Source organism: Dyadobacter soli (assembly GCF_900101885.1).
Classification (GTDB): domain Bacteria; phylum Bacteroidota; class Bacteroidia; order Cytophagales; family Spirosomataceae; genus Dyadobacter; species Dyadobacter soli.
Map to the genome: position 1 here is coordinate 282,550 of NZ_FNAN01000003.1, position 25,616 is coordinate 308,165.

Genomic DNA, 25,616 nt, shown 5'->3' on the forward strand with positions numbered 1-25,616 from the left:
TGGCGCTTACTATTTCTTAGGCTTATTGCCGGAGCGTTTGATCGGTCGCCCGTATTTGGCCATTTTTTCCTTCGCATGATCGCGACGGACATTAACTTTCTGATTTTTAGCTTTCTTTTCGTGAAATGCCGGGCCTACATCTTCACGCTTCGGACGTTTCAGTTCGATGTTTTTCATGAAAACTTTCGGCTCCTCATCGGGCAGCAGTACTTCCGAAACTTTCAGGTCTTCGGGCAGTTCAAGAATGGGTATTTGATAATCCATCAATTCCTCGATCTGCTCCTGGAATGGCTTCTCGCGTTCGGTAATGAACGAAATGGCAATGCCTTTCTGGTCGGCGCGGCCGGTGCGGCCTATCCGGTGAATGTAGTTTTCGGGAACTTCGGGAATGTCGAAATTGAAAACGTGCGACACCTCCGCCACATCGAGCCCGCGGGCAATAATGTCGGTGGCGATGAGAATGCGGTAGTTGCCGGCATGGAACTCGCGGATCGTATTGAAACGGTGGTTCTGGTCCTTGTTGGAATGGATAACACCGATTCTGTTCATGTAGCCGAGTTCCAGCTGACCATAAAGCTGGTCGGCCAGCTTTTTAGTGGCTACAAAAATGAGCACTTTGTTCATTTCCTCATGCCGGTCGAGCAGGAGGTCCAGCAGGTTTACTTTGGTATAAAAATTAGGAACATAATAGGCCTGCTGTTCGATATTATCCAAAGGCGTACCCACCGGCGCCGCTTCAATGCGCACTGGATCATTGAAATAGGTCTTCATCAGCGCTTCCACATCCGGGGTAATGGTAGCCGAGAATAGCAGGTTCTGACGCCGCTGCGGAAGCAGATCGAGAATGTTTTTCAACTGGGTACGAAAACCGAGGTTCAGCATTTCGTCCACCTCGTCGATCACCAGCTTTTTGATGTTTTTGGTTTTCAGCGAACCATTCAGCGCCAGGTCGTACAGCCGGCCGGGGGTTGCTACCACGACATCGGCCCCTTCGTGAAGTTCAGCCATTTGTACCTTGATATTCCCGCCGCCGTACACGCCAACGGCTTGTAAAGTCGTGTATGCCGCCAGTTTGCGCACCTCTTCGACTACCTGCACCACGAGCTCGCGCGTAGGTACTAGAACCAGCAATTGCGGCAAACGGTCTTTGGCAAATTCGATCTGCCGGAGTGTGGGCAGCAAATAGGCGAAGGTCTTTCCGGTACCGGTCTGCGCGATGCCGCAGACGTCCTTGCCGGACATCATCACCGAAAAGACCTTGTGCTGAATGGTGGTGGGGGTTGTATATCCCGCTTCTGAAAGTGCTTTCAGAAGCGGTTTGGTGAGATTTAAATCTTCAAAAGTCATAATGCAGTTCGTAAAAGACTACAAAGGTACGGCTAATCCCTCTGAACGCATTACGCAAGTCGTTTTATCTACTCGTGCCTGGATTGGGCGGCGCGCCTGAAAAGCAGGGCCGATCCTGCAAAAAGCCATGCAAAGCAAGCGTGCAATGCAAAAACAGCGGCCAGGCCATTAGCAAATGCCGGCGTGCCGATCATCCAGGCAACCAGGGGTACCAAGAGCATGGCAAATGCCGTCGCAAACAAGGCATACGACATTCCTTTCGCTTCCAGCCGTGCGATGATCGCGCCTGCCAAACCTACGATCAGTACCCCCAAATACATCATATTAGCAGGATTATCGCCGAGAATCCCGCCGACAGCCGCATTCATCCACACCAGAAGCAATACAGCCCCTATAGCCAGCCCGAATGCCAGCTGGTAAGCCCGGTTGCCCATTTTTTTCATTACAAATAATTCATACGCAACGCGCGCGCCGCCGAGTGCCAGCACAGACGCGAGCACAAAAACGCCCGGTTTCCAATGCCACAGGGCAAGCGCGGTCAACAGCAAGGGTACAAGCACAACGACGGCAACGATATGCCAGGGCGACAATCTGGTGTTAATGGTTTGCATAAGGCAAGTGATCGTTTAAGTTTGATGACTCAAATTTATAAAAGTACTTTGTGTTTCAAAGTAAAAATCGCTGAAAATATATAATCTTAATGTAATCTTCTGAATTACAGCTTGATTAATACCTTGGATTGCACGTAGGAAGCACGTGTATTTGGGTCGAGAAAGCGGAAATCGAGGATTCTCCGCGGGTATTCCTCACAACTTCCCAGGATTTTCAGGTCGGGGCGAATGGCTTTGAACTCGCCAAGCAGATTTTGGTGTGTATAAACCAAACAGTCTTTCATACCCACAAGCCTGCCGAAATCATTGACTTCGGTAACATGCACACCCGAATAGAAACGAAGGCTGTAAGGCGTACCGGCCTGGTAACTGAAAAGCCGGTCGTCGGCGGCACCATTGGCCCGGGCTACAATGCCCAGCTTCGCGGCGGCCTGGTATTCGTAGATGTTGGGATAAAAATAGGTAGTGAGCACGATGTTCGCGCCAATCGAAAATACGACACAGCCCACAATGAGCTTGTTACGAACGGGCGAGAAGAAGATCAGCCAGGTAAGGACGCTGAGAAGCGCCATGAAATGCACCAGGCCATAATAATTATCAGCCGGAAATGTAAACCACACCAGGCTGAAAAGTAGTGCGAGCGCCGCATAAGCAGCCACCGCGTGTACGTACGCGAGCAAGCCCGAGAAGGTGTCCGGGGTACTTTCGAGGCGACGGATAATGTACATAGCCGTGACCACCGAGGCCACAGGGTAGGCCATAAAGATGTCGAAAGTTGCCCTGAACGGGTTGACATAGCTGAAAACGAAAGGCATGATGATCGTGATCAGGCAGATCATTTCACGCTTTTGTATTTTATGGTAATCAGGAAAAATAAGCCGCTGAACGAGATCGATCAGCGCGAGGATCAGGAAAATCGTCCACGGGCAGAACGTGATCAGCAACGTAAGTAGCGGGTCAATGGGCCATTGGCTTGCGCTGTCGGGGAATGCGTTTTTCACGAATACGAGCCCGACGACGCCCAGGAGAGCAAGCAGCAGGTTGGCGATCTTCCGGGTTTCGATGTAACTGCTGATCTGCCAGATCGCAAAAATGAAGCATGCCGCAAGGTAGCTGGCGTCGCTCAACTCGTTGCTGACGAGAAAAGTGGCTTGCGATGTGGCCAATATCAATACCGAAAGCACGGCCGATTCCTTGCCTGCGAGTGAATTTGCAAGGCGGTAGACGCAAAACAGGCTGAAAAGAATAGCAAGAAAGCCCGGAATGTGCAATGACAGCTGATTGATCCCGAAAAGACGCATAGCACCAACGGACAGCGAAATGATAGGGCCGGAGACGCCGGTTTTTTCGACCAAACGGCCGTTTTTCACCGTTTCGGCGGAGATAGCGGCGATCTGGGCCGACATGTCCTCGGGAATGAGCATGAGCCAGCCGATCATCCAGATCAGCACGGCGGTTCCCAGGCCCCATTTGGTTATTTTCAACAAATCCTTTTGAAGCATAGGCAGTGTGCGTTAAAAACTTGCTGATAACAAAAATAAAGAAGGGCACTCAAATTTGGATGCCCTTCTAAATACGAATTATAGTGTGTCAGCGCGTACGTAGTCTTCCAGTGTGTTTGTTATAGGTACCCAGCGGGAAACTCAGTCCTACATTGATACCCCAGTTGTTGTTTTTGATATTCGAATTGTCGAGCCTCGTCACATCGAGCAGCCCCACGCCATAACGCGCATCGAAATTCAGCCATATTTTTTCTTGCAGGCGGTAATTCAGCCCTGCGCCGAAAGTAAGGCCGAGATCGAACGGCGCGTAAATGCGGTTGTTGGAGTCTCCGTTGATGTTGTTGCCGTTTTTGTCCCTCGCACCGACGAGAAAGTTCAGGTTAGGGCCAAGGAAGATTTTAGGGCGCACGCGATTACCGTACCGTCCGAAAAAGAAGGTGGCCAGCAATGGGGCCTGAATGTAGTTGAGGTTAATTTCGTTGGTTTTGTTGTTGATTTGTGCGCCAAGCTGGGTGAAAAGCAGTTGTCCGCTGAAACCAAAGCCTGATTTGGAGCTGTAATTGTAGAAGCCGCCAATGGTCAATCCGGGTTTCCAGTCGGTATTCGAAACATCGCCGCGGAAATTGGCAATCGAAAGCCCCACCAGCGGACCTATGGAAACGTTTTCCTGAGCTTGTGCCCGCGAGCTACAAAATACGACTACGAGCAACAAAATAATGCAATTTTTCATCTAAATGTGAGTTTGGGTGCGTCAAGGCCATTATGCACAATTTATATGCCAATGATGCGTCTTATGCGCGATTCCATTTAATCAGCTTACCACTAGCGCAGTCTGCTGATGTATTTGTATAATCACATTTAAACCGATGGTGAATATCGTGGAAAAACATCTACGTATTGTATACGTTTCCCGCAAAAAAACGGCCGATTCCGGTTATTCATCGTCATCTTCTTCCGGCTGATTGGGGATTTGGAAGGGTTTGAGATACGTTTTGAGCTGCGACGGCACAAGCCAGTGTTTGGACACTTTCTTAATGTTTTTGATCTCGGCCTTCAATTCATTGATATTCGTGTTGAATTTCGCGATCACGGTCACCTGCGACTGCGCGTGCTGCCAGGGGAGGCCGCATACCGCGGATATCTTTTGCTGGATCGATACTTTTTGCTGGTCGAGCTCATCCACCTGCTGCCTCAGGATCTTGTTGTAGTAGCTCAACTGGTTTTTATTAAGGTTTTCAAGACCGGCGCGGTCGATCTGTTCGAGTTCCATTTGCAGTTTAAGCAAGTCGAGCAGGTTATTGGCCTGGTATGCCTTGGTGATGCGCTGCATAGTTTCGGTTTTCCGCAGCTTTTCGGCCTCGTTGGTCTCGCGGTCGGGGTGGAAGGTTTTCACCAGCTCCATATACACGCTCCGCACTGACTTGGTGGTCTTGGCCTGCTGCGCCTCGCGCGTGCGCTGGTCCATGCGCTGTTCCCTTCTTTCCGCCTTGATGCGTTGCTGTTCTTCTGCCGATAGTTCGTGGAACAATACCTCCGGCTCAGTCACATTCTCGCTTTCAAGCAGAAATGCAGGGTCTTGAATGCGCGATGTCTCCCTTAACCGCTCTTCTTCCAGCAGAACATCTATATTCGTCGGGCTGTATTTGTTGAAAACCGGTTTCAGCTCGTTACGCTCGTGATTTTTGATCAGATCATAAGCATTTTCTGTGATCAGATAAGCCAGCTTGGTTTGGTACGCCTTCCGGAAATGCTCTGCGTCGTAGGCCCGGTCCCAGAGGTTGACAATATCGGCCCGGTAACCCTGGTATTCGCGTATAAGCGGATCGAGGTCGGACGGCATTCGTCGCAGCATTTCGTCATAGGCCTGTTGCAGGTCGGCGATCTGGCGGTCGAGCGCCTCTATCGTCTCCGAAAGCGTATTGAATTCTTTTTGCTTTTTGTTGAGCGGCTTGTCTTGGCCGGGAATATGCAGAATGGCGGTGTCGGTCATGGTCATTAAACAGTGCCCGCGGGATTACAGGTTCAGTTCCTGGTAAGAAATGAGTACAATGGCGGCGACAGCTAGCAGGAGGCCCCACCTATTCAGCGTATTGAGCCGCTCTTTGTACAGAACCCAGGCCGCAAGGGCCGAAACGAGCATTGTGAGAATATTGTAAATCGGAAAAACATAAGCGGCGCTATTTCCGAATGCGGCAAGCGCCAGCAACAGGAAATAGAGCGACAGAAAGTTGGGCACACCTAGTATCAGCCCGCCCACAACGCTACGGAGTTTCAGCTTATGCCCGTGCGCCAGAATGCGGTAAATGAGGATCGACGTCCCGATCACCACCGCGCCGAAGCAGGCGATGATCATGAAAACGGTTATCTGCCCGGAAGGGTAGTATCTGGAAGACAAAAAGTTGATCAGCGTGTTGTTGGTACCACTCGCAAAGAATGTCAGCACGGGTAAAATCCACAATGCCTGCTGCGCGGTTTGCATGGAATGAGGCGCATCAGCCGGGTCGGCGGTTTTCGGCGAACGCTGGATCGCACCCAATGCAAGCGCGACGAGCGCCAGTACAAGGCCAAGGTAATTGAGTGCCGTAAAGTCCTTATTGTTATTTCTAAAAACAAATAGCCCGAATAGCACCGGTATCACCAGCGACATATTTCCTGCCAGCGACGTGGCCGTCACACTTACTTTTTGCGCCGTAAGCCCTATAAGCATGAATGCGGTGACAAACATTGCCCCGAGCGCCATTGTGAGAAGAGTTCCTTCCGACGTCCATTGCACCTCAGTGAAAACACCCAGATCGGGTGTGAGCGCGAGGCCGGTCAGTACACAGGAATAGTAGTTGAAAACCACCGCATGGAAAGAATCCACCTGATAGCGCGGATAAGCGCGCATGATCAGGTAGAGCATAACCGTGAAAAGAACCGCTAGCAGGAAGAAAAGCATGGTGCAGCGGCTTACCGCCCGGTGAGAATTTCGTCGATCACGCGCGGGTAATGCTCATATTCGAGTGCGTGTACCTTACGCGCGACGTCCTCGGGCGTATCGCCGGACACCACATCGCATTTGGCCTGGAAAATGACATCACCCTCGTCGTAATGCTCGTTCACGTAATGGATCGTAATGCCCGATTCGGTTTCGCCTGCATTCACAACGGCCTCATGCACGTGATGCCCGTACATGCCTTTGCCGCCGTATTTGGGCAGTAATGCGGGATGGATATTGATCATTTTATTCGAAAACGCATTCACCAGCACCGGCGGTACGAGCATCATAAAACCGGCCAGTACAACCAGGTCGATGCCTTCGTTTTGCAGGATTTGGGGAATTTTGCCGGTATGGTAAAAGGTTTTCCGGTCGAAAAAAACCACCGGTATCTGTAATTTGAGTGCCCTTCTGATCACTCCGGCCATGGGATTATTGGTGAAAATCAGCGAAACATCCACGTCGTCGCGTTCTGCGAAATGCTCGCAGATCTTTTCGGCATTAGACCCCGAACCGGAGGCAAAAATGGCAATTCTCTTCATTTGATTAAGCGTAGTTGTTATGATAGATAAGTAGTATCGTTGAAAAATACCCGGACAAAGCTATAAAAAGAACGGCTTGCCGACGAACCGCAAGCCGTTCTTTATGGAAATGTTAATATTGATGTTTCCGAAATCAATAGATTTTGGCGAGTTCGCTGTATCCCATGAGTTTTCCCTTTCGGTAAGTCTCGGTTTTCAGGTCCCAGATAATGCCGGGTGCACGGTACGAAACGTTTTGCAATTCCATTTTAACAGGAAAACCCATTACCATTTCCATATTCATGTCCGAATTGATTTTGTAAACATCATAGCTTCCCGCAGGGATCGTAAGCTTCTCCTGGCCGACCACCGTACGGTTTTTGATCAACATATTGAAAACTACGGTCATTGGCCCCGATTTTCCTTCTCCTTTCACGGCCGCATCCTTCAACTTATCGCCCGCCGAGAGTTTCGACGGAATTTCGATATTGTCGTAGGTAAATTTCATCTCCATATTCTGAAACGATTTCAGTTGTTCCTGGCTGATGAGCGAAGCTGCGTCGAGTGTGAGCATATTTCCGTCGCATTTCATCTGGTAGGTGTTTTTTAACTCGGATTTGCCCTTTGCGTTAAAAGATTCCATGTCGATCATCACCACCGTGTTGGCGCCCTCTTGGGTTACCTTGGCAATTTTATAAGTGAGCTTGCCGAGTGATTTGCCTTTGCCATCGAAGTTGTTCATTTCAAAACCGCTTCCTTCTTTAAAGGCAAAACCGGCGCATTCCTGGGCAAAGGACCTCACACTGAGCACCATTATGCAGGCGATGCTCCATAGGATTAACTTTTTCATATTCGTAGCTGCGATTTAGTTTTGGGGTGATCAAATATAACTTTTCAACCGGTTAATTAAGCGGTGACAAGTGTTAAATTAATCGATGCGTCAGGCCCAGATCATGGTAACGAGTCCGAGCAGCATAATGATCTTGCAAAGGCTGCTGATCTCCTTGAAATCGCGGCGGGTATCGGCCTGGTAGAGGCGGAGTACCAGCAATGCGATCGGAATCAACAGCAGGAGGAACAGGAGGGCGAGGAGGTTATTCTGCAATGCGCGCGCCATTACAAAGAGCGTGAGAACGAAAGTGACAATGACCGAATACAGGAACGTTTTCGTGCGCCGGATGCCCCAGATAATCGGCAGCGTGCGGCAGCCGTGCGCCTCGTCGCCGCGGATGTCCTCCATATCCTTCACCACTTCGCGGATCAGCGAAATGAAGAAAGAGAACACCGCGTAAATGAACACCAGATGCCTGTTGGCCGGATAATGTACCGTGAGTATGAGCAGGGTAAGGCCCGTCAGCAGCGAGACAATGAAGTTCCCGATAAACGGCAGCCGCTTGTACCGCTCGGAATAGAACCAGAGCAGCGTGATCGAGAATACATTGATAATGAAAATGTAAGGACTGACCACCAGCCCCAGCACCGCCCCGACGACATTCAGAACCTGGTGCGCGCCCATGGCCCAGCGGCGTTTCAGGTAACGGCCTACCACCACACGTTCCGGCTTATTGACGATGTCGATCTTGACGTCGAAATAGTCGTTGATAATGTAACCGGCGGCGGCAATGCACACTGTTGAAAGCGAAAGCACAAACATATCGAGGTCCGTCACGATGGACCTCCATTCATGCCGCGGACCGATCAGCAGGATGCGTGTAAGGTATTGTGTGAGGGCCACAATGACGAGGTTGGTCATGCGCACAAGACGCGCACTCCCGGTGACATAATCCCACGTTGTGATCTTTGGCCTGGCCGACACATTCATGAAGTTTGACGCTGGAAAAAGAAGGTTTAGGCACTAAAATTATTCATTTTATCCCATTAACGACAATTCTTCACTTCTTTATCCATTTGTGGGATAAAAAACGCGCATTTGTTGTTAGCTATTTTGTACCGTTATCCGGACGGTTGTTCATACCGGATATTCAACCATTTGCTGACTTAATATGAAAATTGGTATCGTATGCTATCCTACCTTCGGAGGAAGCGGTGTGGTAGCTACCGAGCTTGGAAAAGCGTTGGCGAAAGCCGGCCACCAGGTTCATTTCATTACCTATTCCCAGCCCCAACGGCTGGATTTTTTTAATGAGAACCTTTATTATCATGAAGTAAATATACCTGCCTACCCGTTGTTCCAGTACCCGCCGTACGAATCGGCATTGTCGAGCGAAATGGTGCATGTAGTGGCCAATGCGGGGCTCGATTTACTTCACGTACATTACGCGATCCCGCACGCATCGTCGGCGTACCTCGCTAAGCAGATTTTGGCCGCGCAAGGTATCCATATCCCGGTGATTACCACATTGCACGGCACCGACATTACCCTGGTCGGGAAGGACCCGTCCTACGAACCCGTGGTAACATTCAGCATCAACCAGTCGGACGGCATTACCGCTGTTTCCGATTCGCTCAAAAGAGACACCTACGATCACTTCAAGATTACGAAGGACATCGAAGTAATCCCCAACTTCATCGATCTCGACCGTTTCAGCCGTCAGAAGAAAGACCACTTCAAACTCGCCATTTGCCCGAACAACGAAAAGCTGATCGTCCATACTTCTAATTTCAGGAAGGTAAAAAGGATCGACGACGTGATCATGATCTTCGAAAAGCTGCGGAAGCTCCTGCCGAGCAAGCTGCTACTCGTAGGCGACGGTCCCGACCGTATGCGCATCGAGCGCCTGTGCAAGGACCTCGATATGCTCTCCGATGTACGCTTTTTGGGTAAACTCGACGCCATCGAAGAAGTGCTCTCCGTTGCCGACCTGTTCCTGATGCCATCCGAATCCGAAAGTTTCGGACTCGCCGCATTGGAAGCATTGGCCTGCGAAGTACCTATTATCACTTCTAATGCAGGCGGCTTGCCCGAACTGAACGTGCATGGCGTAACCGGCTTCCTGAGCGATGTAGGCGATGTGGAAGATATGGTGAAGCACGCCGCTTACATTCTGGACGACGCCAATCTGCCTACCTTCAAAGCGAATGCGCTGGCAAGGGCACGCGAGTTCGATGTGGCGAAGATCCTGCCGCATTATGAAGCCTATTACGAACGTGTGGTGGAGAACAGCAAGGCTGTCGACGTGGCATAATGCCGCCGGTAATGCGAACGCGCCGCTCAGTGACCGGTTTCGTCTTTCATGAGGTTTTACTTATATTCGTGTGCTATTTATGCTAGGTTTACGTTATTGATAGAGGTAAAAAATTGTTGAAAAATGAAACTGGTATTTAATATATTATTCATATTCCTGCTCCTGATCGCATTCGTGCCGTTTTTCCGGCGCTTCCTTTTCCACTTGCTGGTGGGCAGGCAACTGATCAAGCAACAGGAGAAAGCATACCGCGCACAGCAGCAAGCCGAACGCGCCCGCACAAAACCGGGAGGCATCCGGGTCGACAGTCAGCCGCAGAATGGCAGTGAGTCATCGCGGTTTAAGGGTGGCGAATATGTGGATTATGAGGACGTGAAATAGCGTTTTAAAAACTGATAAATGCAAGAAGCCCGGATCGCTCCGGGCTTCTTTTGTTTTGGTATAAATAAGTTTTATTGTTTGATTACCTTGAATGTCGCTTTTCGGCCTGCGGCGTCGATTTGGAGAATGTAAACGCCTGGATTCAGGTTACGGATGTCGAGGCGTTCTTCGCGCTGCCGGGTTTTTATTGCTCGCACCACGTTCCCGTTCTGGCCTATGAGGCGAATGCTTTTCTCGACATTGTCATCTGCTTTTACCACCAGCACGTCCTGGGCCGGATTAGGGGCCACCGTGGCCTGGTAACCAGGAGTATTCGGTTCGACGGCAGTGACAATCTCCACTTTGACGATTGAAGGCGAGCCGATAATACCGTTGCCGCAATTGTTGGACACACGGAACAGGCGGTAGTACTGGCTCGGAGAAGCCTGGAAAAGTTCTACCACATCGGTTGCTACACTGGATTGCCTGCTTATGACGTTCGCATCTGTTCCGAACTGGTAGTACCATGGTCCGCCGCCTTCGAGCAGGACAGTTACTTTTGGATTGTTGACACCATCGAAAATGACGGTTTCGGAAGCGAATTTGGCTCTGGCCTTCTGGTTTACGCTTACAGGCGAAGCATATGCGCTGCTCGCTGTATTGGCATCGGAGGCCGTTACGCGGATCCGGTACAATTCGCCGGAGGCCAAATCGGTCGGCATGATGGCTTTAATAGGATTGCTGCCCGGAATGGTCGTAATCGCACGGAAGTTACGTCCTGTGGTATCCGAAAGCTGCACGGTAAATGTGTTGCCGGCGGAAAATGAACCCACTGTTTTGTAACCCACTGAAATCGTATCGCCCGTGCAGGCGCCGTAGCCGGAGCCGGTCGTGATGGTTGTTGCCGAAACGCTGCGGTCCGAAGGCGGATTGACTTCTACCGTGGCCGATCCGGTTGCGACGCCATTGCCGCAACCATTGGCTATCGATGCGACCGTGTAAGTGGTTGTTTTCTGCGGTGAGACGGCTACATACGTAACACTACCACCCCATTCAATGTTTCCGGTGGTGCCATCCGACAATACGAATTTAGGTGTATCGAAAGTGTATTTGTTTGTTTTGATGATAAGTCTGGTGCTTTCGCCGGTATTGATAACCGTATTGCCAGTGATAGTTACGCTCGGTTTAGTGGTCACATTGACGGAAAGCGCCGTCGATATTTTGTATTTGTTCAGCGTGGCAAAGATCCGGTAATAGCTGCCCGGTAGCGAATTCGGCATTTTCAGTGCTATGGTTCCTTTGAGCGATTTTGTAGAATCCAATGGTATCACGGTCGTGCCGCTCTGATCTGCGATGGCAAATCGGATGTAATCATCGGAAACGTCAGCGTCGCCACTCAGCTCATAACTCACGGAAATCGTGCTGCCTTCGCAAACGCTGCTGGATGAAGAATAGACTGATAGTTTAGGATTGACAATAATGCTAACTGTTCCCGAACCGGTACCGTAGCCGCAAGCATTGCTAACGGAACGTATCGAGAATTCTCCGCTTCTTTTTGGATAAACATACCAGCTCTGCTCGCCGTAAGAGAACTCCTGGCGTGTGTTGTCGCTGAAAATAGTGGAAATCGGTGCGGTGCCGGTAGTCTTAACCTGCAAGGCAACGCCCTGGCCCGCATCGACGCGTATTGGGTTGGGCTGTGAATTTTCGGGCGTGAGCAGGACAGTCGGAGGCACGGCGATCTGAATGCCCTGCGGATCGGACATCGAACCGTCGGACGACACAATGCGCAGGGAGTAATAGCCGGTGATCAGGTCCTGAGGTACTGTTGTGCTGAATTGCTTCCCCTTCTGTCCGGTAACCAATGCCTTGTAATCGGAGGTGTTTGCCGGTGCAATTTCGAGCGAATAGGTGGCATCTGTCGTTTCGACGCCGGAGGTGATATCGAAGGAAACGGCCAGCGGAGCTCCGATGCAATACACCTGCGATTGTTGCGATGCAAATTGTATGAAGCCGGGCATAGCCCGGATGTAGGTCGTCTTGTCGACCGGGAAAGTGCCACACGCATTCGTAGCCGATTTCACCACGTAGGCATTTACCTCGCCGGGTTTCGGAATGGTGTAAATCGAGTTGGAATACTGATCGAAAACAGCATTTTTCTCCACGCCATTGTCCGTATAGATCATGCTCTGAATGGGAGAATTGGCCGATAGGTAGAGCTGTGCACCGCCCTTGTCGATCACATATCGCTGAGGTTCTTCCGGTGTTGTATGCGGAGAAAGGGAGAAATCTTTCAAGGGTATGTTCAGCCTGACGCGCTCGGTATTGCTGAAAAGCACCGGATTCGAAGATGCGATACGAAATTCGATTTCCGACGGATAGTACTGTGTGACAGCTACTTTAACTTTGTACTTGCCACCTTGCTCCACCACGGCTATTGCTTTAAAGTCACAGCATGGCTGGTTGGATTGAATGCTGAACTTGTTTCCCGCGCCGAATTGTCCCACGGAGCCGAATGTGATTTCGAGGCTATCATTGTTGCAAATGGCATTTTTAAGGGGTTCAAGGTAAAGGGCCGACTCACTGGTGGGCTGTAATTTTAGCGTTACACCGGCCGGATTGGTATTTTTAAAGCATCCGTTGGAAACCGATTTGACTTTGTAGTCGGTCGTTTGCCTGATATACAGCTGAGGCCCGTCCATACTCCAATACTGCGTGGTTTTAATCGTTCCATCGGGCTCTTCCACGGTGTAAGGACCGCCGCCAGCCAGGGAATAGCTGAGCGAAATGCGGGATGGCACGGTGACGGTCGTCGATCCCCAGCCGTTGACGTTATAACTTATCGTTGGGGAAGTCTGAACTATTATCTCGGAAGTATACTGCGATTGGAGATTTGGACTGGTGGTCACGATCTGGTACTGGTTGGCATAGGCATAGGGGCCAGTCTGACCGGCAGGCAGCGAGAATTCCAGGTATTCACCCGAACGTTTAGCGTCGACGACATAGCTGGTGCCATTGCCCGGGGAAACTCCGATTTTGAACCGGGTCGCGTCGGTTAGCTGTGCGCTGGTAACAAACTTTACACGCATGTTTTGCGCCGAGCAGAGAACCTGTTGCCCGCTGGCAAACCGGATGCCAGGCCTCACTTTAAGTTGTACGATCTCGGGGTCGGTAACATTCACGCTGCCGCAGCCTGATGTAACGGTTTTGATGCTGTAATTCTTATCGCTCGTCGGTGATACCCAAAATGACACATCACCGTAGCTGGAAGTCACCTTGCTGCCGTCATTTAATTCCACCGTAAATGGCGGCACACCATAGGTTTTTACATTCAGATAGGTTGACGAGTTGATATCCACGGTCTGGCTGGGCGTGGTGAAAGAGGCACCGGTTTTCGGATAAATCGTTAAAGCGGTAGGCGAGGTGGATGCTACCGTGGAAGGATTATCCGTGATCACCTGTACGCTGAATTGCAACCCGTTGGGTAATTTCAGACGATCGGGGAACGTGCCTACCAGGAAGTTGCCCTGTAAAGTCGCGGGCACTTCGACAATCCTCGGTGCACCTGCGGGATACGTCTCCCTGAAACGAAGCCGGTAGCGGGTCTGAGCGGTGAAAGCGGTTCCCAGCGTTGAGAATGTCACTTTTACTTCGCTGTTCTCGCAAACCTGGGTAGGCGAAACCGAAATGGTCCTGATCGATGCCGGGTTTATCACAGGCTGATAGCGGCCGTCGACCTGCATGGCCCCGCAGAGATTTTCCGCATGTGCAATGGTATAAACCGGAATGGTCCCGGGTATAAGGAGCGTCTGGCTACTGGTGAAGCCGCCAGGGTTGCCATAAACTGTAAACTTGCTGCTATCGTTCAATGTCACCTGAATGTCACCCAGGCTGACGCCAGCAAAATTGGCCGGGACAATGTCGAAGGTATTGATCGTATCACGTAGGTTGGAGGGATTAAGGGTAATACGGCCTTTGGAATGCACAAGAATACCGTACGACCATTCGCTCTGGGCTTTTGGAGACGATGCGACCGCCCTGAACTGAACGGAAATGTTGGCGTAGGCTAGCGAATCTTTCAATACGAATTCCAGCCTGCCATTGTTCAGCGTAGCCGGCACTTCCCCGATCAGCGAGGAATTTTCTGATTTACGTACCTGGATGGAAAATTTGTTATCGGCATTGAACGTTCCCGTCGTAGTGACGCCGTATCGATAGGTTGTATTGAGGCAGGTATTCCAGGAGTAATCGGAACCGAGTGAAATAGTAGCTGTTTGTGCAAATGCGGCAAAATGAACGCAAAGCCACATTGCAATAACGCAAGCGTAAAATTTGGACATGTAGGGGAGTGGTTACAATAATCTCCCGAAAGTAGCATATTACGGGGAATATTTTGAAGTGATGTGACCACTATTTTATTCTGGTTTACAAACCCATTAATACAAAAAGCCCCGGATCACTCCGAGGCTTTTGCTTCTGCAATTTATTATGCTTACCGGCTCAGGTAAAGATTTCTCTCGCCGTAAATCTTCTGAAAAAACTCGTCTTCGAGATCCTTAATGAAGTAAATCGCTTCGCCGGTCGATTTCATTTCAGGGCCGAGTTCCTTGTTCACATTCGGGAATTTGTTGAATGAGAATACAGGGATCTTGATCGCCCAGCCTTCTTTCACCGGTTTGAAGTTGAAATCCTTCACCTTCTTGTCGCCGAGCATCAGCTTGGTCGCGTAGTTTACGTATGGTTCCTGGTATGCCTTGCAAATGAATGGAACGGTACGGGATGCACGCGGGTTGGCCTCGATCACGTACACGACGCCGTCTTTCACCGCGAATTGTACGTTGATAAGCCCTTTCACATTCATCGCCAGCGCGATTTTGCGGGTATGCTCTTCGATCTGGCGGATTTCGTCCGCTGTGAGGTCGAATGGCGGCAAGGCAGCGTGCGAGTCGCCGGAGTGGATACCCGCTGGCTCGATATGCTCCATGACACCGATAATGTAAGCATCTTCACCGTCGCAGATCGCGTCGGCTTCCGCTTCCAACGCACCTTCGAGGAAGTGGTCGAGAAGGATGTTGTTGTCCGGAATGTCTTGCAGGATTTTCACTACATGCTGTTCCATTTCCTTCTCGTTGATCACGATCTTCATGCTTTGGCCACCCAAAACGTAGCTTGGACGAACCAGCAGCGGGAAGCCCAGCGTGCGCGAAAGTTCAACGGCAGCGTCGGAAGTTCTTACCGTTCCGAATTTCGGGTAAGGAATGCCGAGCTCTTCGAGCAGTGACGAGAAACGTCCGCGGTCTTCCGCCCAGTCGAGTGAGTGGAAGTCGGTACCGATGATTTTGACACCATATTTTTCCAGTTTCTCAGCCATTTTCAAAGCCGTCTGACCACCGAGCTGTACGATCACACCCTCAGGCTTCTCGTGCTCGATAATGTCGAAAACATGCTCCCAGAATACCGGTTCGAAGTACAGTTTGTCGGAAATATCCGGGTCGGTCGAAACAGTTTCAGGGTTACAGTTCACCATGATGGTTTCGTAGCCAGCCTCTTTCGCGGCCAATACACCGTGTACGCAAGAGTAGTCGAATTCGATACCCTGGCCGATGCGGTTAGGCCCTGAACCAAGTACTATTACCTTCTTGCGATCGCTTACGACCGACTCGTTGTCAGGGAATTCCTGCGAGGTGTTGAAAGTAGAGTAGTAGTAAGGGGTTTTTGCTTCAAACTCCGCGGCACAAGTATCAACGCATTTGTATACACGGTTGATACCCAATGCTTTCCGGCGGTCGTAGACCTTGCTTTCTTTTGTTCCGATCAAATGCGCGATCTGACGGTCGGCGTAACCTTTTTGTTTTGCCGTCAAAAGCAATTCTTTCGGCAGGTCTTCGAGGTCGAATTTCTCGATTTCGTGTTCCAGTTCAATCAGCTCTTCGATCTGTTTGAGGAACCACGCGTCTATTTTGGTCAGGTTCTGGATCGTTTTGAACGACAGACCTATTTTAAATGCATCGTAAATGTGGAACAAGCGGTCCCAGCTCGGATGTTGCAGGCTGTGCTTGATAGCCTCCTGGTCGCGGAGCTCGCGGCCGTCGGCGCCCAGGCCATTGCGGCGGATTTCCAACGACTGACAAGCCTTTTGCAATGCTTCCTGGAAGTTACGTCCGATACCCATCGCTTCACCTACGGATTTCATCTGGAGTCCCAGTGAGCGGTCCGCACCTTTGAATTTATCGAAGTTCCAGCGCGGAACTTTCACGATCACGTAGTCGATCGAAGGTTCGAAGAATGCGGAAGTACTGCCGGTGATCGGGTTGATGAGCTCGTCGAGGTCGTAACCGATCGCCATTTTCGCAGCGATTTTCGCGATAGGGTAACCTGTTGCTTTCGAAGCCAATGCAGACGAACGCGACACGCGCGGGTTGATCTCGATGGCGATGATCTTGTCGTCCGCAGGGTTCACCGAGAACTGCACGTTACAGCCACCCGCAAACTTGCCGATACCATTCATCATTTTGATGGAAAGGTCGCGCATTTGCTGGTATAATGTGTCGGGAAGGGTCATCGCCGGTGCTACCGTTATACTGTCGCCGGTATGCACACCCATCGGGTCGAAGTTTTCGATCGAACAGATAATGATGAAGTTACCTTTGCTGTCGCGGAGTAGTTCGAGCTCGTATTCTTTCCAGCCCATTACACTTTGCTCCACCAGTACTTCGTGTACAGGCGACGCGTGCAAGCCGTAGTTCAGCGCTTTGTCGAAATCTTCTTCTTTTTCCACAAATCCACCTCCCGTACCGCCAAGGGTAAATGAAGGACGGATTACCAGCGGGAAGCCGATTTCCTGTGCGATCTCTTTTCCTTCGAGGAAAGAGCGGGCTGTGCGGCCCTTGCACACGTTTACGCCCAGTTCGAGCATTTTCAAACGGAATTTCTCCCGGTCTTCGGTTGTTTCGATCGCCTTGATATCCACACCGATGATATCCACCTCGTACTTTTTCCAGATACCCGCTTTATCGCAATCGATAGCCAGGTTCAGCGCCGTTTGGCCTCCCATGGTAGGAAGTACCGCGTCGATGGGCCTGCCCATCGCCTTGTGTTTTTCCAGGATTTCAGCGATGTACTTCTTTTCCAGTGGCAACAGGTACACATGATCTGCACTGATAGGGTCAGTCATGATGGTTGCAGGATTGGAATTGATCAGAACTACCTCGATCCCCTCTTCGCGTAGTGAACGGGCTGCCTGAGAGCCGGAGTAGTCAAACTCGCACGCCTGACCGATAACGATGGGACCTGAACCGATAATCAGAACGGATTTGATGCTCGTATTTTTGGGCACAGTAAATGGTAATTTGTAGAAATGAAGGAAATACTTGAACAACTTTTGGCAGTTGCCTGACGATTTTGAGCAGGGGTACGTCCAAAAATTCCACAAAGTTAATCCTCATATCCGAAAAAGGACAGGAAGTGGGTTGAAATAACTGTAAAAATTTAAAATAAAGTCATTAATGGTCAGGTAGTCAGGTAGTTGTAAGTTGAATTTGCGAACTACTGGAATGGCGCAATGGCCGGAGCGGAGATGTCGAAGTCGCGCAGGCGCAGCGGGACGTTGCCCGAAGCCGCGAAACGGGTGGGCGAGGAAAGCTCCGGAATGTTGACGTAATAACCGAAGCGTAGCTGTAATGTATTAAATGTAAGATTTTCATTGCGGAGGCGTAGTCCCAGCCCATAACCCTGGTACAACGGACTTTTCCAAAGATGCGGCACGCCATTCACGAGCCCGATGTCGGCAAATACAAAGTACGCGATCCGGAAACCCAAAAGGCTTTTATCGGAGAAAAATACAGTTTCGGTTCCTATTGTCAGCTTTTTGGTGCCGATCAGCCGGTCGTTGTTAATACCCCTGATGCCACGGTCGCCGCTGATGTTCAGGTAGTCGAGCGGGTCGCGGTTAATGCCTTTGGCAAATTTGATATTAACAAACTGCCGGAAGAAGCTGTACCGGAAGGGGATCAGGTTGCTGATGTAGTTGAGCTCACCATTGATGACGCCCTGCTGCGCCGTTCCGTTTTTGGAATAACTCCCAAAATTGCCGAGTAAATACATGTATCCCAGGTTATGGGGCAGGTATTTGCCGCTCGCAAACTGAATGCCGCCATAGCCGCGTGCGCCATACTCTGTGTTCTCGCGGCCGATCGTCAATGCGATGAGGCTACCCACGGGCACGTCCTCCGTTCGTCCGAAGCCGTAGATCAAGACGTCGCGCTTGTAGTTCCGGTTCGAAAATCCAAGGCTGACAAGCGTTGCGGTGCGGTTCCAGTAATTTTTGTTGAGGTTCGGGGCTACTTCCGGTCGTTTGTCATAATCGTACTTATTATGCCTGAATGCGGTCACGATCCGGGAGTTCTGCGCCAGTTTGCTGTTGGCAAAGGGAAATTTGAATGCACGCCCGATCCAGAAATCGTAGTATTTGTAATCGGTAAGGAGCAATGTGACCGAATCTTTCGATTCCAGTTCCCGCTTCATTTGCCTCGTCTTATAATGCCCAAACTCTAATGCACCCGCGTACTTGGTTTCGGTGGTAATAAAGCGGCGGTTGAAACGTATGGATTGCTCCCTCAGATCCCGTTCGAGGATCAGGCTGGCCTGGGCGGTAATGAAGGTTTTACCAATATAAGGGATCGTGTAAATAGCCCGGAACTGGAATTTGCCGTTTTTAGCGGTATCCTTCGAATCCCAGCGGATGGCCGTTCGCTGCGAATGCGTGGTTCCCCTAACGTTGATATTTTCAAGCCCTACCCTGAATTTATTAAATGAACTGAACCCGCCTGAGAAGTTGAGCGACCACGAATCCTGGATAAGCACCATGATATCGGCCATCCAGGTCACGTCTTTGCGCGGTATGACAATGATACGCGCATCGACGAACATCCGGTTGGAGCGCAACAGACGTTCGGTATCTTTCAAAACATGCGCCTGAATGTCGTCGCCTTCGGAAAATAGCAGGAATGAGCGCCGGATAATGCCTTCCCGCGTGTTGGTATGGACACTTTTACTGAGAAATCTTTCGAGCTGGTTGCCTTTCCGGGTGGTGTCGTAAACCGATTCTCCGAGGATATTCAGCTGGCGGATGTAAATTTTCCGGATCACCATTCCTTCGTAGGCAGTGAAGGGGTTGGTTTCGATTTCCTTCACCTCGGTAACCTTGCCCTGGTTGTATACGTCCCTAAACAACAGCCGGTAGACCGCCCGCGAGAACTTCGTTTTCGACATCCGCGCTTTGAGATTGGTGTACCGGATACTGTCGCGGCTGTGCGTATCCAGGCTGTCGGGGTTCTGGGCCGACGCGGCGAAGGAAAGCATCAGAAACAACAGCAAATATCTACACATGGGCTATCCGGATTCCAAAATCAACTGTTTCTTAACGCAAACGCACCAATGCGAGGTATAACTATTGACCGCTTACCTCGATCAGCGCCTTGGCCGTTTTCTCCGTTTCGCTTGGTGCCGGGGCGCTCTTACTTGCAAATTTGCCGTTGGGGCGGATGATTGAAAAAGTCGCGTAATCGAGCGGATTAAGGCGGAAGAGCAGATCCATGGCCTGGTTGTCGTTCAGCGACATGTGAATGCCTTTTAACCGGTGTCTTACCATATATTGCCGCAAAAGCGCATCCGATACTGTGTAATTTTCGGTGGAAAGATGTACGAACAGGAACACGATATCCTGGGGTAGCCGGGCTTGTAATGCAGGGATGAAATCCAGCTCTTCGCGGCTCTTAGTATCCTCGATATTCCACTTCACCACATACACCGTTTTTCCTTTGAGCCCATCGAGAATGCCGTTGAGCCAGGAAGTACCACGGTCGTTGGAAGCCGCGATGTAGTAGCCGGGCAATGCTTCAACCGGAGATGTACGGACATTCTTGAAATCCACCAACTTCCGGATATCCGCACTGTCCTTCACTTCCAGCTGAACGATTTCGTCGAGCGACTGCTTAAACTGCTGGGTGCCCGTCCGGGATTGAATGTGGCTGTTGAGCAGCAATTGTTGCGGGTAAGTGTATTTATAAAGGTTTTTTGCTAAATACCTCACTTTCAGAAACTCGGTGGCGGTACTATCGAACAAATCGCTGTAAATGCGGCTCTCGCGCTCATAGTTGAACAACAGATTTAACGTCATTTCATTACGGGCAAACAGCTTGTTCATGAAATCCAGCTCGCCTTTTTCAGCCAGGCCGTTCGCATTGATCTGGTTCAAATGCTGGCGATCTTCGGCGGACAGGTTTTTGGAATTGTCGCGGATAAGTGCTGCCATTAGTTTCACCGGCAGGGAGTTCGTCCTGCTCGGATTATCGAACTTTTTACCCTCCACCAACTGGTCCGCGTAGTTGCCGAACCGGTTGGCCCATATTACCCGCTGTCCGGTGAGCGGGGCTTTGTCGAGGCGTTTCAGACTGTCGAGCAGCGCTTTACTTACCTGGTACTGGTTGCCCAATGCGTGTTCGTATAAAATCTGCAACTGCTCCTCGTCGGTCACGGATTTGATCCAATTGTATAAAACGGGCGACGCCACGGTGCTCTGCGTGGCCGCTTTTACCGATCCAAGCCGCAATTCACCGCGACTTTCGGCGATAAAGCGGGCGTCGGACGGCGTTTTCTCCCAAAATGTCCTGAAAAAGTCGGTACCTAACGTCCGGCTGCTGTTCAACCGCTGGTTTTCCGCGGCCAGATACAATGGGTACTGGTTATTGGCGTCGGCATTGGCGCCGGCGAAGTAGAAGAGCTTTTTGGTCTTGCCGATAGAATCTCCGTCAAATGTCACCTCGACAGTCCCGGGCGACCCGAGGAAGGTCGTAAATGCCTTGCCGCCGTAATCCATGTAAATTTCTTCCTGCGGGAAAAGCATCGGCAGCGACACGCGGAAAGTACCGTCGGCCTGCAAATCGGCCTGTTTGCTCAGTTCCGATTGCGGTTGCAGGACATTGTTGCGTGAAAAAGTAATGAATGGAGCCTGGCGGTAGAGCCTGCCGCTGAGGTTATTGACCCGACCTTTGATAATAAGTGAGTCGGTGACTGCAAATGCTGAATGCAAAAAGCCGAGAAAGAGGGCCGTGAATATGATGAAGCGCATGCGGGTGATCATTAAAATTTAGTAACGAAAAATAACGAGGCTTTTTCATGCTACCAAATATGTACGATTATTTGCCCGAATGCACCGGATCCACAGGCTACACCCTGTCGGGGTCATCGGACGGTTCCAGGGTAGGGCCATCCTCATAGCGAACGTAAATGCCGTGGTACCTTTCCTGCGCATCATAATCCTTGCGAAGCGGGTGACCTTCCCAGTCTTCCGGGAGTAAAATGCGGCGGAGATCGGGGTGCCCTTCGAATGCAATGCCCATCAAATCGTAAGCCTCGCGCTCGTGCCAGTCGGCGGTGCGCCAGATGTGGCTTACAGTCGGGACGGAGGGCAGGGTTGCTTCGGCGGTATTTCTTGGAAAAATGGTTTTCAGGGTCAAATCCAGGCCGTAAGGAATAGAAGTCAGGTTGTAAATGAGCTCCATGGTATCGGCAGTGGCACCGTTATCGATCGCAGTAATGCAAGCCAGGTAATCGAAATACAGCCTCTCATCTTCATGGAGGAAACGGCAAATGTCCGCAATGCCTTGTGCAGGTACGATCAATGCAGGTTGCGGGTTTTTCGTATCCGCAGAAATAGCGTGCTCCGGGAACTGGCTGGTAACGGTATCGGTGATTTCCTGAAAGGTCATAATAAGGATTAGGATAAAACGGCTGGCTGGTTTGCGGCTTCCATTTCAAGGAACAATTCGGGAACAGCTTCCCGTTTGCCTCGGATTTTTTCCTGCAATTTCATAAAACCGCCAATAAGCGCCTCGGGCCTGGGCGGGCATCCGGGGACATACACATCCACGGGGATAATGCGGTCGACGCCCTTCACCACGTGGTAGCCATGCTCCCAGTAAGGACCGCCGCAGTTGGAGCAGCTGCCCATCGAGATCACATAGCGCGGTTCCGGCATTTGTTCGTACAGCCGGCGGATGCGGTCGGCCATTTTAAATGTAACGGTACCAGCCACGATCATCACGTCCGATTGGCGGGGGGAAGGCCTGGGCATGATCCCGAAACGTTCGAGGTCGTAGTTGGCGGCGTAGGTGGCCATCATTTCGATCGCACAACATGCCAAACCGAAGCCCATAGGCCATAACGACGATAGCCGGGCCCAGTTCATCAGGTCCTCGGCATTGGTCAGGATAATGCCGCCGTCGCCCGTTTTGATTCGTTCACTCATGAATATTCTTAAATGCCGGATTTTGGTACGGATATTGCTTTGAAATGCATTATCCGTCTGCAAAACTAACCATATTTGGCAAGAATCGGTTTCCGGCGGCGTTACAAAACAAACACAAGACTTCAACAATATGAAACACAAATTACTCATCAGTTTCCTGTTTTCGGCCTTTTGCATGGGCACGGCATCGGCCCAGACCGATTCTACCGTCAGGATTTTCAAAACCGGGATGGCGGTGTATGCCGAGTTTGGCCTGCTCCCCAACAACAAAACGCTGCGCGATCAGCTGTCGCGGCTGCAGGTGAAGCCTTTCACATCTTTTATGGGCAATCTCGTACTCGCGCGCCGCACCGAATCGCAAAGGTGGTTTTCGGAAGCCCGGATCATCATCATGAACAGCACCAACTACACCTCCGATCGCGACACACGAAAAGCCTATCTGAACGGTTTGGGCATCGGTACCGACGGCGGGCCGAAGCTCGTGAATAATGCGCGGTGGAACGTTATGATACCGCTCGGTGCCGATTTTATGGTGTACAGGATGAATATCAAGAGCAATGCATCGGTCTCGGCACAGCAGCTGCTGAACAACCCGTCGGCATACCAGGCGGTCAAACTTTACACGGCCAATATCAACCTGCACGGAGGCATCGGGGTGGATTATAAAATGGATTTTCTGCCCAAAATCCATGAAAAGGTGTACCTGAGCGGCAAGCTGACCTACCATCAGCCCATTTTGGGACGCCGTAAATGGAAGGGCGATAACGTGACCGTCGACGACCTGTCGCGGTTAAAAGTCAACCAGATTTACGCGCAGCTCGGGTTGGTTTTTTTCCCGCGGCCGCACATGAAAAAATGGAGTGGAATGCATTAGTCAGGCGCCCTTCTTTTCAGCCAGAAGCGCCCTGAGCTGGTTTTCGAGGATTTTAATATAGGTATCCTTGTCCATTTCGCTCAGCGTTTCAGGTGAAAAGTGCCCCAGCGGCACATCCTGAACAATTTGCTGCACCGGGCGGTCGGTGATCAGCTCCGGTACTGTCGTGTTGAGGAGTTCGGAGAGTCGCCTGAGCGTATCGACGCTCGGGTCGGTATGCCCGTTTTCGAGCTCATGGTATTGTTCCTCGCTCATTTGCAGCGAAGTGGCCAGATGGGCCGTAGAAAGTCCTTTCCGTTCCCGCCTGGTGCGCAGGTTCCTTGCAAAAGCCTCCATAGTAATTTGTCGATGATGACAGGATAAGTAACAAGCCTGAAAAGTCGGCATTTTTTAAGTAACTGTCAATATAATTCGATAAAACAAAGTAGCCTTTGGATAATTCACAAGGGTGTTTATCAGAAAGTTATATATGCTACTTCTTGTACCTCTCATTCACCTTCGCGTACAAATCCGCAGGAACAGGGGATTTGACTTCGGGGATTTGGGGTTTGGGGAGGACCCAGTCGAGGTAGCCTTTGGCCCAGGCGTAGGCGAGGCCGAAAATGAGGATACCGATGAAAACGGTCATTTCAGCCATGGCAAACCAGCCCCATTGACCGTTGGTTTGCTCGATAAGCTCTTCACTTCCGAAAACGACCGACCACGGGAATAGAAACAGCAGTTCCACTTCAAACAACACAAAAATCAGCGCGACGACGTAAAACCGCACGTTGAACTGGATGTTTGCATTACCCAACGGTTCTTCACCGGATTCATAGGTGGTAAGCTTCTCTTCGTTGGGATTGTGCGGGCGCAGGAACTTCGCAATGGTGAGCATTACGCCGAGCAATATGAGCGCGGCGATGATGAAGAGCAGGATATAACCGAAATCGGTGAGCATGGTAATGTGCCTGTTTTGTGCAAAACTAGGCAAAATGCGCCGGATATCGTGAAAACAGGACTGTTAAATGCTGAGCAGAATCGTCCGGAGGCTCAGCCCGATCACGAGCACACCCACGAGCAGCATCAAAGGCTTGCGTTTGATCTTACCCACGAGCATCGCACCGAAGGGCGCAGCCATTACGCCGCCGACGATCAATCCCAGCACCACTTTCCAGCTATCGACACCCGTAAAAAGCATGAATGTAATACCGCTGGCGAAGGCAACGGCAAATTCCGCCGCATTCACCGAACCGATGGTGTAGCGCGGATCACGGCCTTGTCCGAGTAGCGTTGAAGTAACGATGGGTCCCCAGCCGCCGCCGCCGATCGAGTCGAGGAAGCCGCCGGTTGCTGCGAGAATGCTGATGCGTTTGGTCTTATTCTTTACAAAAGTTTTTTGCAGCGCCTTGCGAATAATGATGACGCCGAGGACCAGCATATAAAATGCGATGAACGGCTTGATGAAATCACCGTCGATCACATCGGATAGCAGGTATGCGCCTGTAATAGATCCTAATATGCCCGGTATGAGCAAGCTTTTGAAAAGCTTTTTATTGATATTCTTAAAACGGAAATGCGATATAGCCGAAGCGCCGGTGGTGAACATTTCGGCGAAATGCACGCTTGCGCTGCTCACCGCGGGTGTAACGCCGAGGCTCAGCAAAAATGAGTTGGAAGTAACCCCATAAGCCATTCCCAGCGCGCCATCTACCAGCTGCGCTGCCAAACCTACCAGTACATATAATGCAAACTCGCCGGTAAGGAAATCGGTTACCTGTTCGGTGTTGATGCTGATGACGCCGTTTGTCAGTAAGAGGCCGAGTAACAACAGGATGGCAGCAGCCGGAACGATATACCAGGTCGGCGACGAGGGCAGTTTGAGCGAAAGCACTTTGGCAAGCATTACCGTGAATTTTAGAATTTTGGAATATAGAGTTTACAAAAATAGCAAAACTATTTAATCTACGTAATTGATAGATTATTAAATTT

At 50.7% G+C, this 25,616-nt stretch carries 21 protein-coding genes; 3 read left to right on the top strand and 18 right to left on the bottom strand.

Annotated elements, in window-relative coordinates:
• Positions 1-9: 9 nt before the first annotated feature.
• The 9 genes from BLQ88_RS05510 to BLQ88_RS05550 all read right to left on the bottom strand — a co-directional run bounded on the left by BLQ88_RS05510 (position 10) and on the right by BLQ88_RS05550 (position 8,780).
• Positions 10-1,347 carry a DEAD/DEAH box helicase gene (locus tag BLQ88_RS05510; protein WP_090147467.1) on the bottom strand — a complete coding sequence of 446 codons (1,338 nt, stop codon included), beginning with the start codon at positions 1,345-1,347 and terminating at the stop codon, positions 10-12.
• 68 nt (positions 1,348-1,415) lie between these two features.
• Complete coding sequence (locus BLQ88_RS05515) at positions 1,416-1,958, bottom strand: hypothetical protein (protein ID WP_090147469.1); 543 nt, start codon at positions 1,956-1,958, stop codon at positions 1,416-1,418.
• 104 nt (positions 1,959-2,062) lie between these two features.
• Entirely contained in the window at positions 2,063-3,460 is a 1,398-nt protein-coding gene (locus BLQ88_RS05520; protein ID WP_090147470.1) for an ArnT family glycosyltransferase, read from the bottom strand.
• A gap of 88 nt (positions 3,461-3,548) precedes the next feature.
• Positions 3,549-4,190 carry a porin family protein gene (locus tag BLQ88_RS05525; protein WP_090147472.1) on the bottom strand — a complete coding sequence of 214 codons (642 nt, stop codon included), beginning with the start codon at positions 4,188-4,190 and terminating at the stop codon, positions 3,549-3,551.
• Between the two features lie 204 nt (positions 4,191-4,394).
• On the bottom strand, positions 4,395-5,456 hold the full coding sequence (locus BLQ88_RS05530) for a hypothetical protein (protein ID WP_229212592.1): 1,062 nt from the start codon (positions 5,454-5,456) through the stop codon (positions 4,395-4,397).
• 18 nt (positions 5,457-5,474) lie between these two features.
• On the bottom strand, positions 5,475-6,398 hold the full coding sequence (locus BLQ88_RS05535) for a hypothetical protein (protein WP_090147475.1): 924 nt from the start codon (positions 6,396-6,398) through the stop codon (positions 5,475-5,477).
• 11 nt (positions 6,399-6,409) lie between these two features.
• Positions 6,410-6,979, bottom strand: a complete 570-nt coding sequence (gene purN, locus BLQ88_RS05540; RefSeq protein WP_090147477.1) for a phosphoribosylglycinamide formyltransferase — start codon at positions 6,977-6,979, stop codon at positions 6,410-6,412.
• A gap of 133 nt (positions 6,980-7,112) precedes the next feature.
• Positions 7,113-7,808, bottom strand: coding sequence for a TapB family protein (locus BLQ88_RS05545; RefSeq protein ID WP_090147479.1), 696 nt, complete (start codon positions 7,806-7,808; stop codon positions 7,113-7,115).
• Between the two features lie 90 nt (positions 7,809-7,898).
• A complete protein-coding gene (locus BLQ88_RS05550) occupies positions 7,899-8,780 on the bottom strand; it encodes a geranylgeranylglycerol-phosphate geranylgeranyltransferase (RefSeq protein ID WP_090147480.1) in 882 nt (293 codons plus the stop codon).
• Between the two features lie 181 nt (positions 8,781-8,961).
• Here BLQ88_RS05550 and bshA point away from each other — a divergent pair, with 181 nt between their 5' ends.
• Both bshA and BLQ88_RS05560 read left to right on the top strand, forming a co-directional pair.
• Positions 8,962-10,104: an N-acetyl-alpha-D-glucosaminyl L-malate synthase BshA gene (gene bshA, locus BLQ88_RS05555; protein ID WP_090147482.1), complete on the top strand. Its 1,143-nt coding sequence runs from the start codon at positions 8,962-8,964 to the stop codon at positions 10,102-10,104.
• 123 nt (positions 10,105-10,227) lie between these two features.
• Positions 10,228-10,485, top strand: a complete 258-nt coding sequence (locus BLQ88_RS05560; RefSeq protein WP_090147484.1) for a DUF4834 family protein — start codon at positions 10,228-10,230, stop codon at positions 10,483-10,485.
• Positions 10,486-10,556: 71 nt separating this feature from the next.
• On the opposite strand, the gene BLQ88_RS05565 is transcribed toward BLQ88_RS05560, so the two are convergent.
• The 6 genes from BLQ88_RS05565 to nuoB all read right to left on the bottom strand — a co-directional run bounded on the left by BLQ88_RS05565 (position 10,557) and on the right by nuoB (position 22,771).
• A complete protein-coding gene (locus tag BLQ88_RS05565; protein WP_090147485.1) occupies positions 10,557-14,804 on the bottom strand; it encodes a T9SS type A sorting domain-containing protein in 4,248 nt (1,415 codons plus the stop codon).
• Positions 14,805-14,956: 152 nt separating this feature from the next.
• Positions 14,957-17,800, bottom strand: coding sequence for a carbamoyl-phosphate synthase large subunit (gene carB, locus BLQ88_RS05570; protein WP_090147757.1), 2,844 nt, complete (start codon positions 17,798-17,800; stop codon positions 14,957-14,959).
• Positions 17,801-18,009: 209 nt separating this feature from the next.
• Positions 18,010-19,851, bottom strand: coding sequence for a BamA/TamA family outer membrane protein (locus tag BLQ88_RS05575; protein ID WP_090147486.1), 1,842 nt, complete (start codon positions 19,849-19,851; stop codon positions 18,010-18,012).
• A gap of 61 nt (positions 19,852-19,912) precedes the next feature.
• Positions 19,913-21,592: a hypothetical protein gene (locus tag BLQ88_RS05580; protein ID WP_229212593.1), complete on the bottom strand. Its 1,680-nt coding sequence runs from the start codon at positions 21,590-21,592 to the stop codon at positions 19,913-19,915.
• A gap of 97 nt (positions 21,593-21,689) precedes the next feature.
• A complete protein-coding gene (locus BLQ88_RS05585) occupies positions 21,690-22,232 on the bottom strand; it encodes an NADH-quinone oxidoreductase subunit C (RefSeq protein WP_090147489.1) in 543 nt (180 codons plus the stop codon).
• A gap of 8 nt (positions 22,233-22,240) precedes the next feature.
• Positions 22,241-22,771, bottom strand: a complete 531-nt coding sequence (nuoB, locus tag BLQ88_RS05590) for an NADH-quinone oxidoreductase subunit NuoB (RefSeq protein ID WP_090147759.1) — start codon at positions 22,769-22,771, stop codon at positions 22,241-22,243.
• A 130-nt stretch (positions 22,772-22,901) separates the two neighbouring features.
• On the opposite strand from nuoB, the gene BLQ88_RS05595 reads away from it, so the two are divergent.
• The gene (locus tag BLQ88_RS05595) at positions 22,902-23,645 is read left to right on the top strand and encodes a hypothetical protein (protein ID WP_090147492.1); all 744 of its coding nucleotides are present in this window, start codon (positions 22,902-22,904) and stop codon (positions 23,643-23,645) included.
• On the opposite strand, the gene BLQ88_RS05600 is transcribed toward BLQ88_RS05595, so the two are convergent.
• The 3 genes from BLQ88_RS05600 to BLQ88_RS05610 all read right to left on the bottom strand — a co-directional run bounded on the left by BLQ88_RS05600 (position 23,646) and on the right by BLQ88_RS05610 (position 25,530).
• Positions 23,646-23,981: a helix-turn-helix domain-containing protein gene (locus BLQ88_RS05600; RefSeq protein ID WP_090147493.1), complete on the bottom strand. Its 336-nt coding sequence runs from the start codon at positions 23,979-23,981 to the stop codon at positions 23,646-23,648. It lies immediately after the preceding gene.
• A gap of 136 nt (positions 23,982-24,117) precedes the next feature.
• Positions 24,118-24,585, bottom strand: coding sequence for an NADH-quinone oxidoreductase subunit A (locus BLQ88_RS05605; protein WP_090147495.1), 468 nt, complete (start codon positions 24,583-24,585; stop codon positions 24,118-24,120).
• Positions 24,586-24,648: 63 nt separating this feature from the next.
• On the bottom strand, positions 24,649-25,530 hold the full coding sequence (locus BLQ88_RS05610) for a sulfite exporter TauE/SafE family protein (RefSeq protein ID WP_090147497.1): 882 nt from the start codon (positions 25,528-25,530) through the stop codon (positions 24,649-24,651).
• Positions 25,531-25,616 lie beyond the last annotated feature (86 nt).

Coding starts and splice junctions, on each gene's coding strand:
- BLQ88_RS05585 (WP_090147489.1), bottom strand. CDS start 22,232: ATGACCTTTCAGGAAATCACCGATACCGTTACCAGCCAGTTCCCGGAG.
- nuoB (WP_090147759.1), bottom strand. CDS start 22,771: ATGAGTGAACGAATCAAAACGGGCGACGGCGGCATTATCCTGACCAAT.
- BLQ88_RS05600 (WP_090147493.1), bottom strand. CDS start 23,981: ATGGAGGCTTTTGCAAGGAACCTGCGCACCAGGCGGGAACGGAAAGGA.
- BLQ88_RS05525 (WP_090147472.1), bottom strand. CDS start 4,190: ATGAAAAATTGCATTATTTTGTTGCTCGTAGTCGTATTTTGTAGCTCG.
- BLQ88_RS05530 (WP_229212592.1), bottom strand. CDS start 5,456: ATGACCATGACCGACACCGCCATTCTGCATATTCCCGGCCAAGACAAG.
- BLQ88_RS05560 (WP_090147484.1), top strand. CDS start 10,228: ATGAAACTGGTATTTAATATATTATTCATATTCCTGCTCCTGATCGCA.
- BLQ88_RS05520 (WP_090147470.1), bottom strand. CDS start 3,460: ATGCTTCAAAAGGATTTGTTGAAAATAACCAAATGGGGCCTGGGAACC.
- BLQ88_RS05565 (WP_090147485.1), bottom strand. CDS start 14,804: ATGTCCAAATTTTACGCTTGCGTTATTGCAATGTGGCTTTGCGTTCAT.
- purN (WP_090147477.1), bottom strand. CDS start 6,979: ATGAAGAGAATTGCCATTTTTGCCTCCGGTTCGGGGTCTAATGCCGAA.
- bshA (WP_090147482.1), top strand. CDS start 8,962: ATGAAAATTGGTATCGTATGCTATCCTACCTTCGGAGGAAGCGGTGTG.
- BLQ88_RS05510 (WP_090147467.1), bottom strand. CDS start 1,347: ATGACTTTTGAAGATTTAAATCTCACCAAACCGCTTCTGAAAGCACTT.
- BLQ88_RS05575 (WP_090147486.1), bottom strand. CDS start 19,851: ATGTGTAGATATTTGCTGTTGTTTCTGATGCTTTCCTTCGCCGCGTCG.
- BLQ88_RS05580 (WP_229212593.1), bottom strand. CDS start 21,592: ATGCGCTTCATCATATTCACGGCCCTCTTTCTCGGCTTTTTGCATTCA.
- BLQ88_RS05545 (WP_090147479.1), bottom strand. CDS start 7,808: ATGAAAAAGTTAATCCTATGGAGCATCGCCTGCATAATGGTGCTCAGT.
- BLQ88_RS05595 (WP_090147492.1), top strand. CDS start 22,902: ATGAAACACAAATTACTCATCAGTTTCCTGTTTTCGGCCTTTTGCATG.
- BLQ88_RS05515 (WP_090147469.1), bottom strand. CDS start 1,958: ATGCAAACCATTAACACCAGATTGTCGCCCTGGCATATCGTTGCCGTC.
- BLQ88_RS05610 (WP_090147497.1), bottom strand. CDS start 25,530: ATGCTTGCCAAAGTGCTTTCGCTCAAACTGCCCTCGTCGCCGACCTGG.
- BLQ88_RS05605 (WP_090147495.1), bottom strand. CDS start 24,585: ATGCTCACCGATTTCGGTTATATCCTGCTCTTCATCATCGCCGCGCTC.
- BLQ88_RS05550 (WP_090147480.1), bottom strand. CDS start 8,780: ATGAATGTGTCGGCCAGGCCAAAGATCACAACGTGGGATTATGTCACC.
- BLQ88_RS05535 (WP_090147475.1), bottom strand. CDS start 6,398: ATGCTTTTCTTCCTGCTAGCGGTTCTTTTCACGGTTATGCTCTACCTG.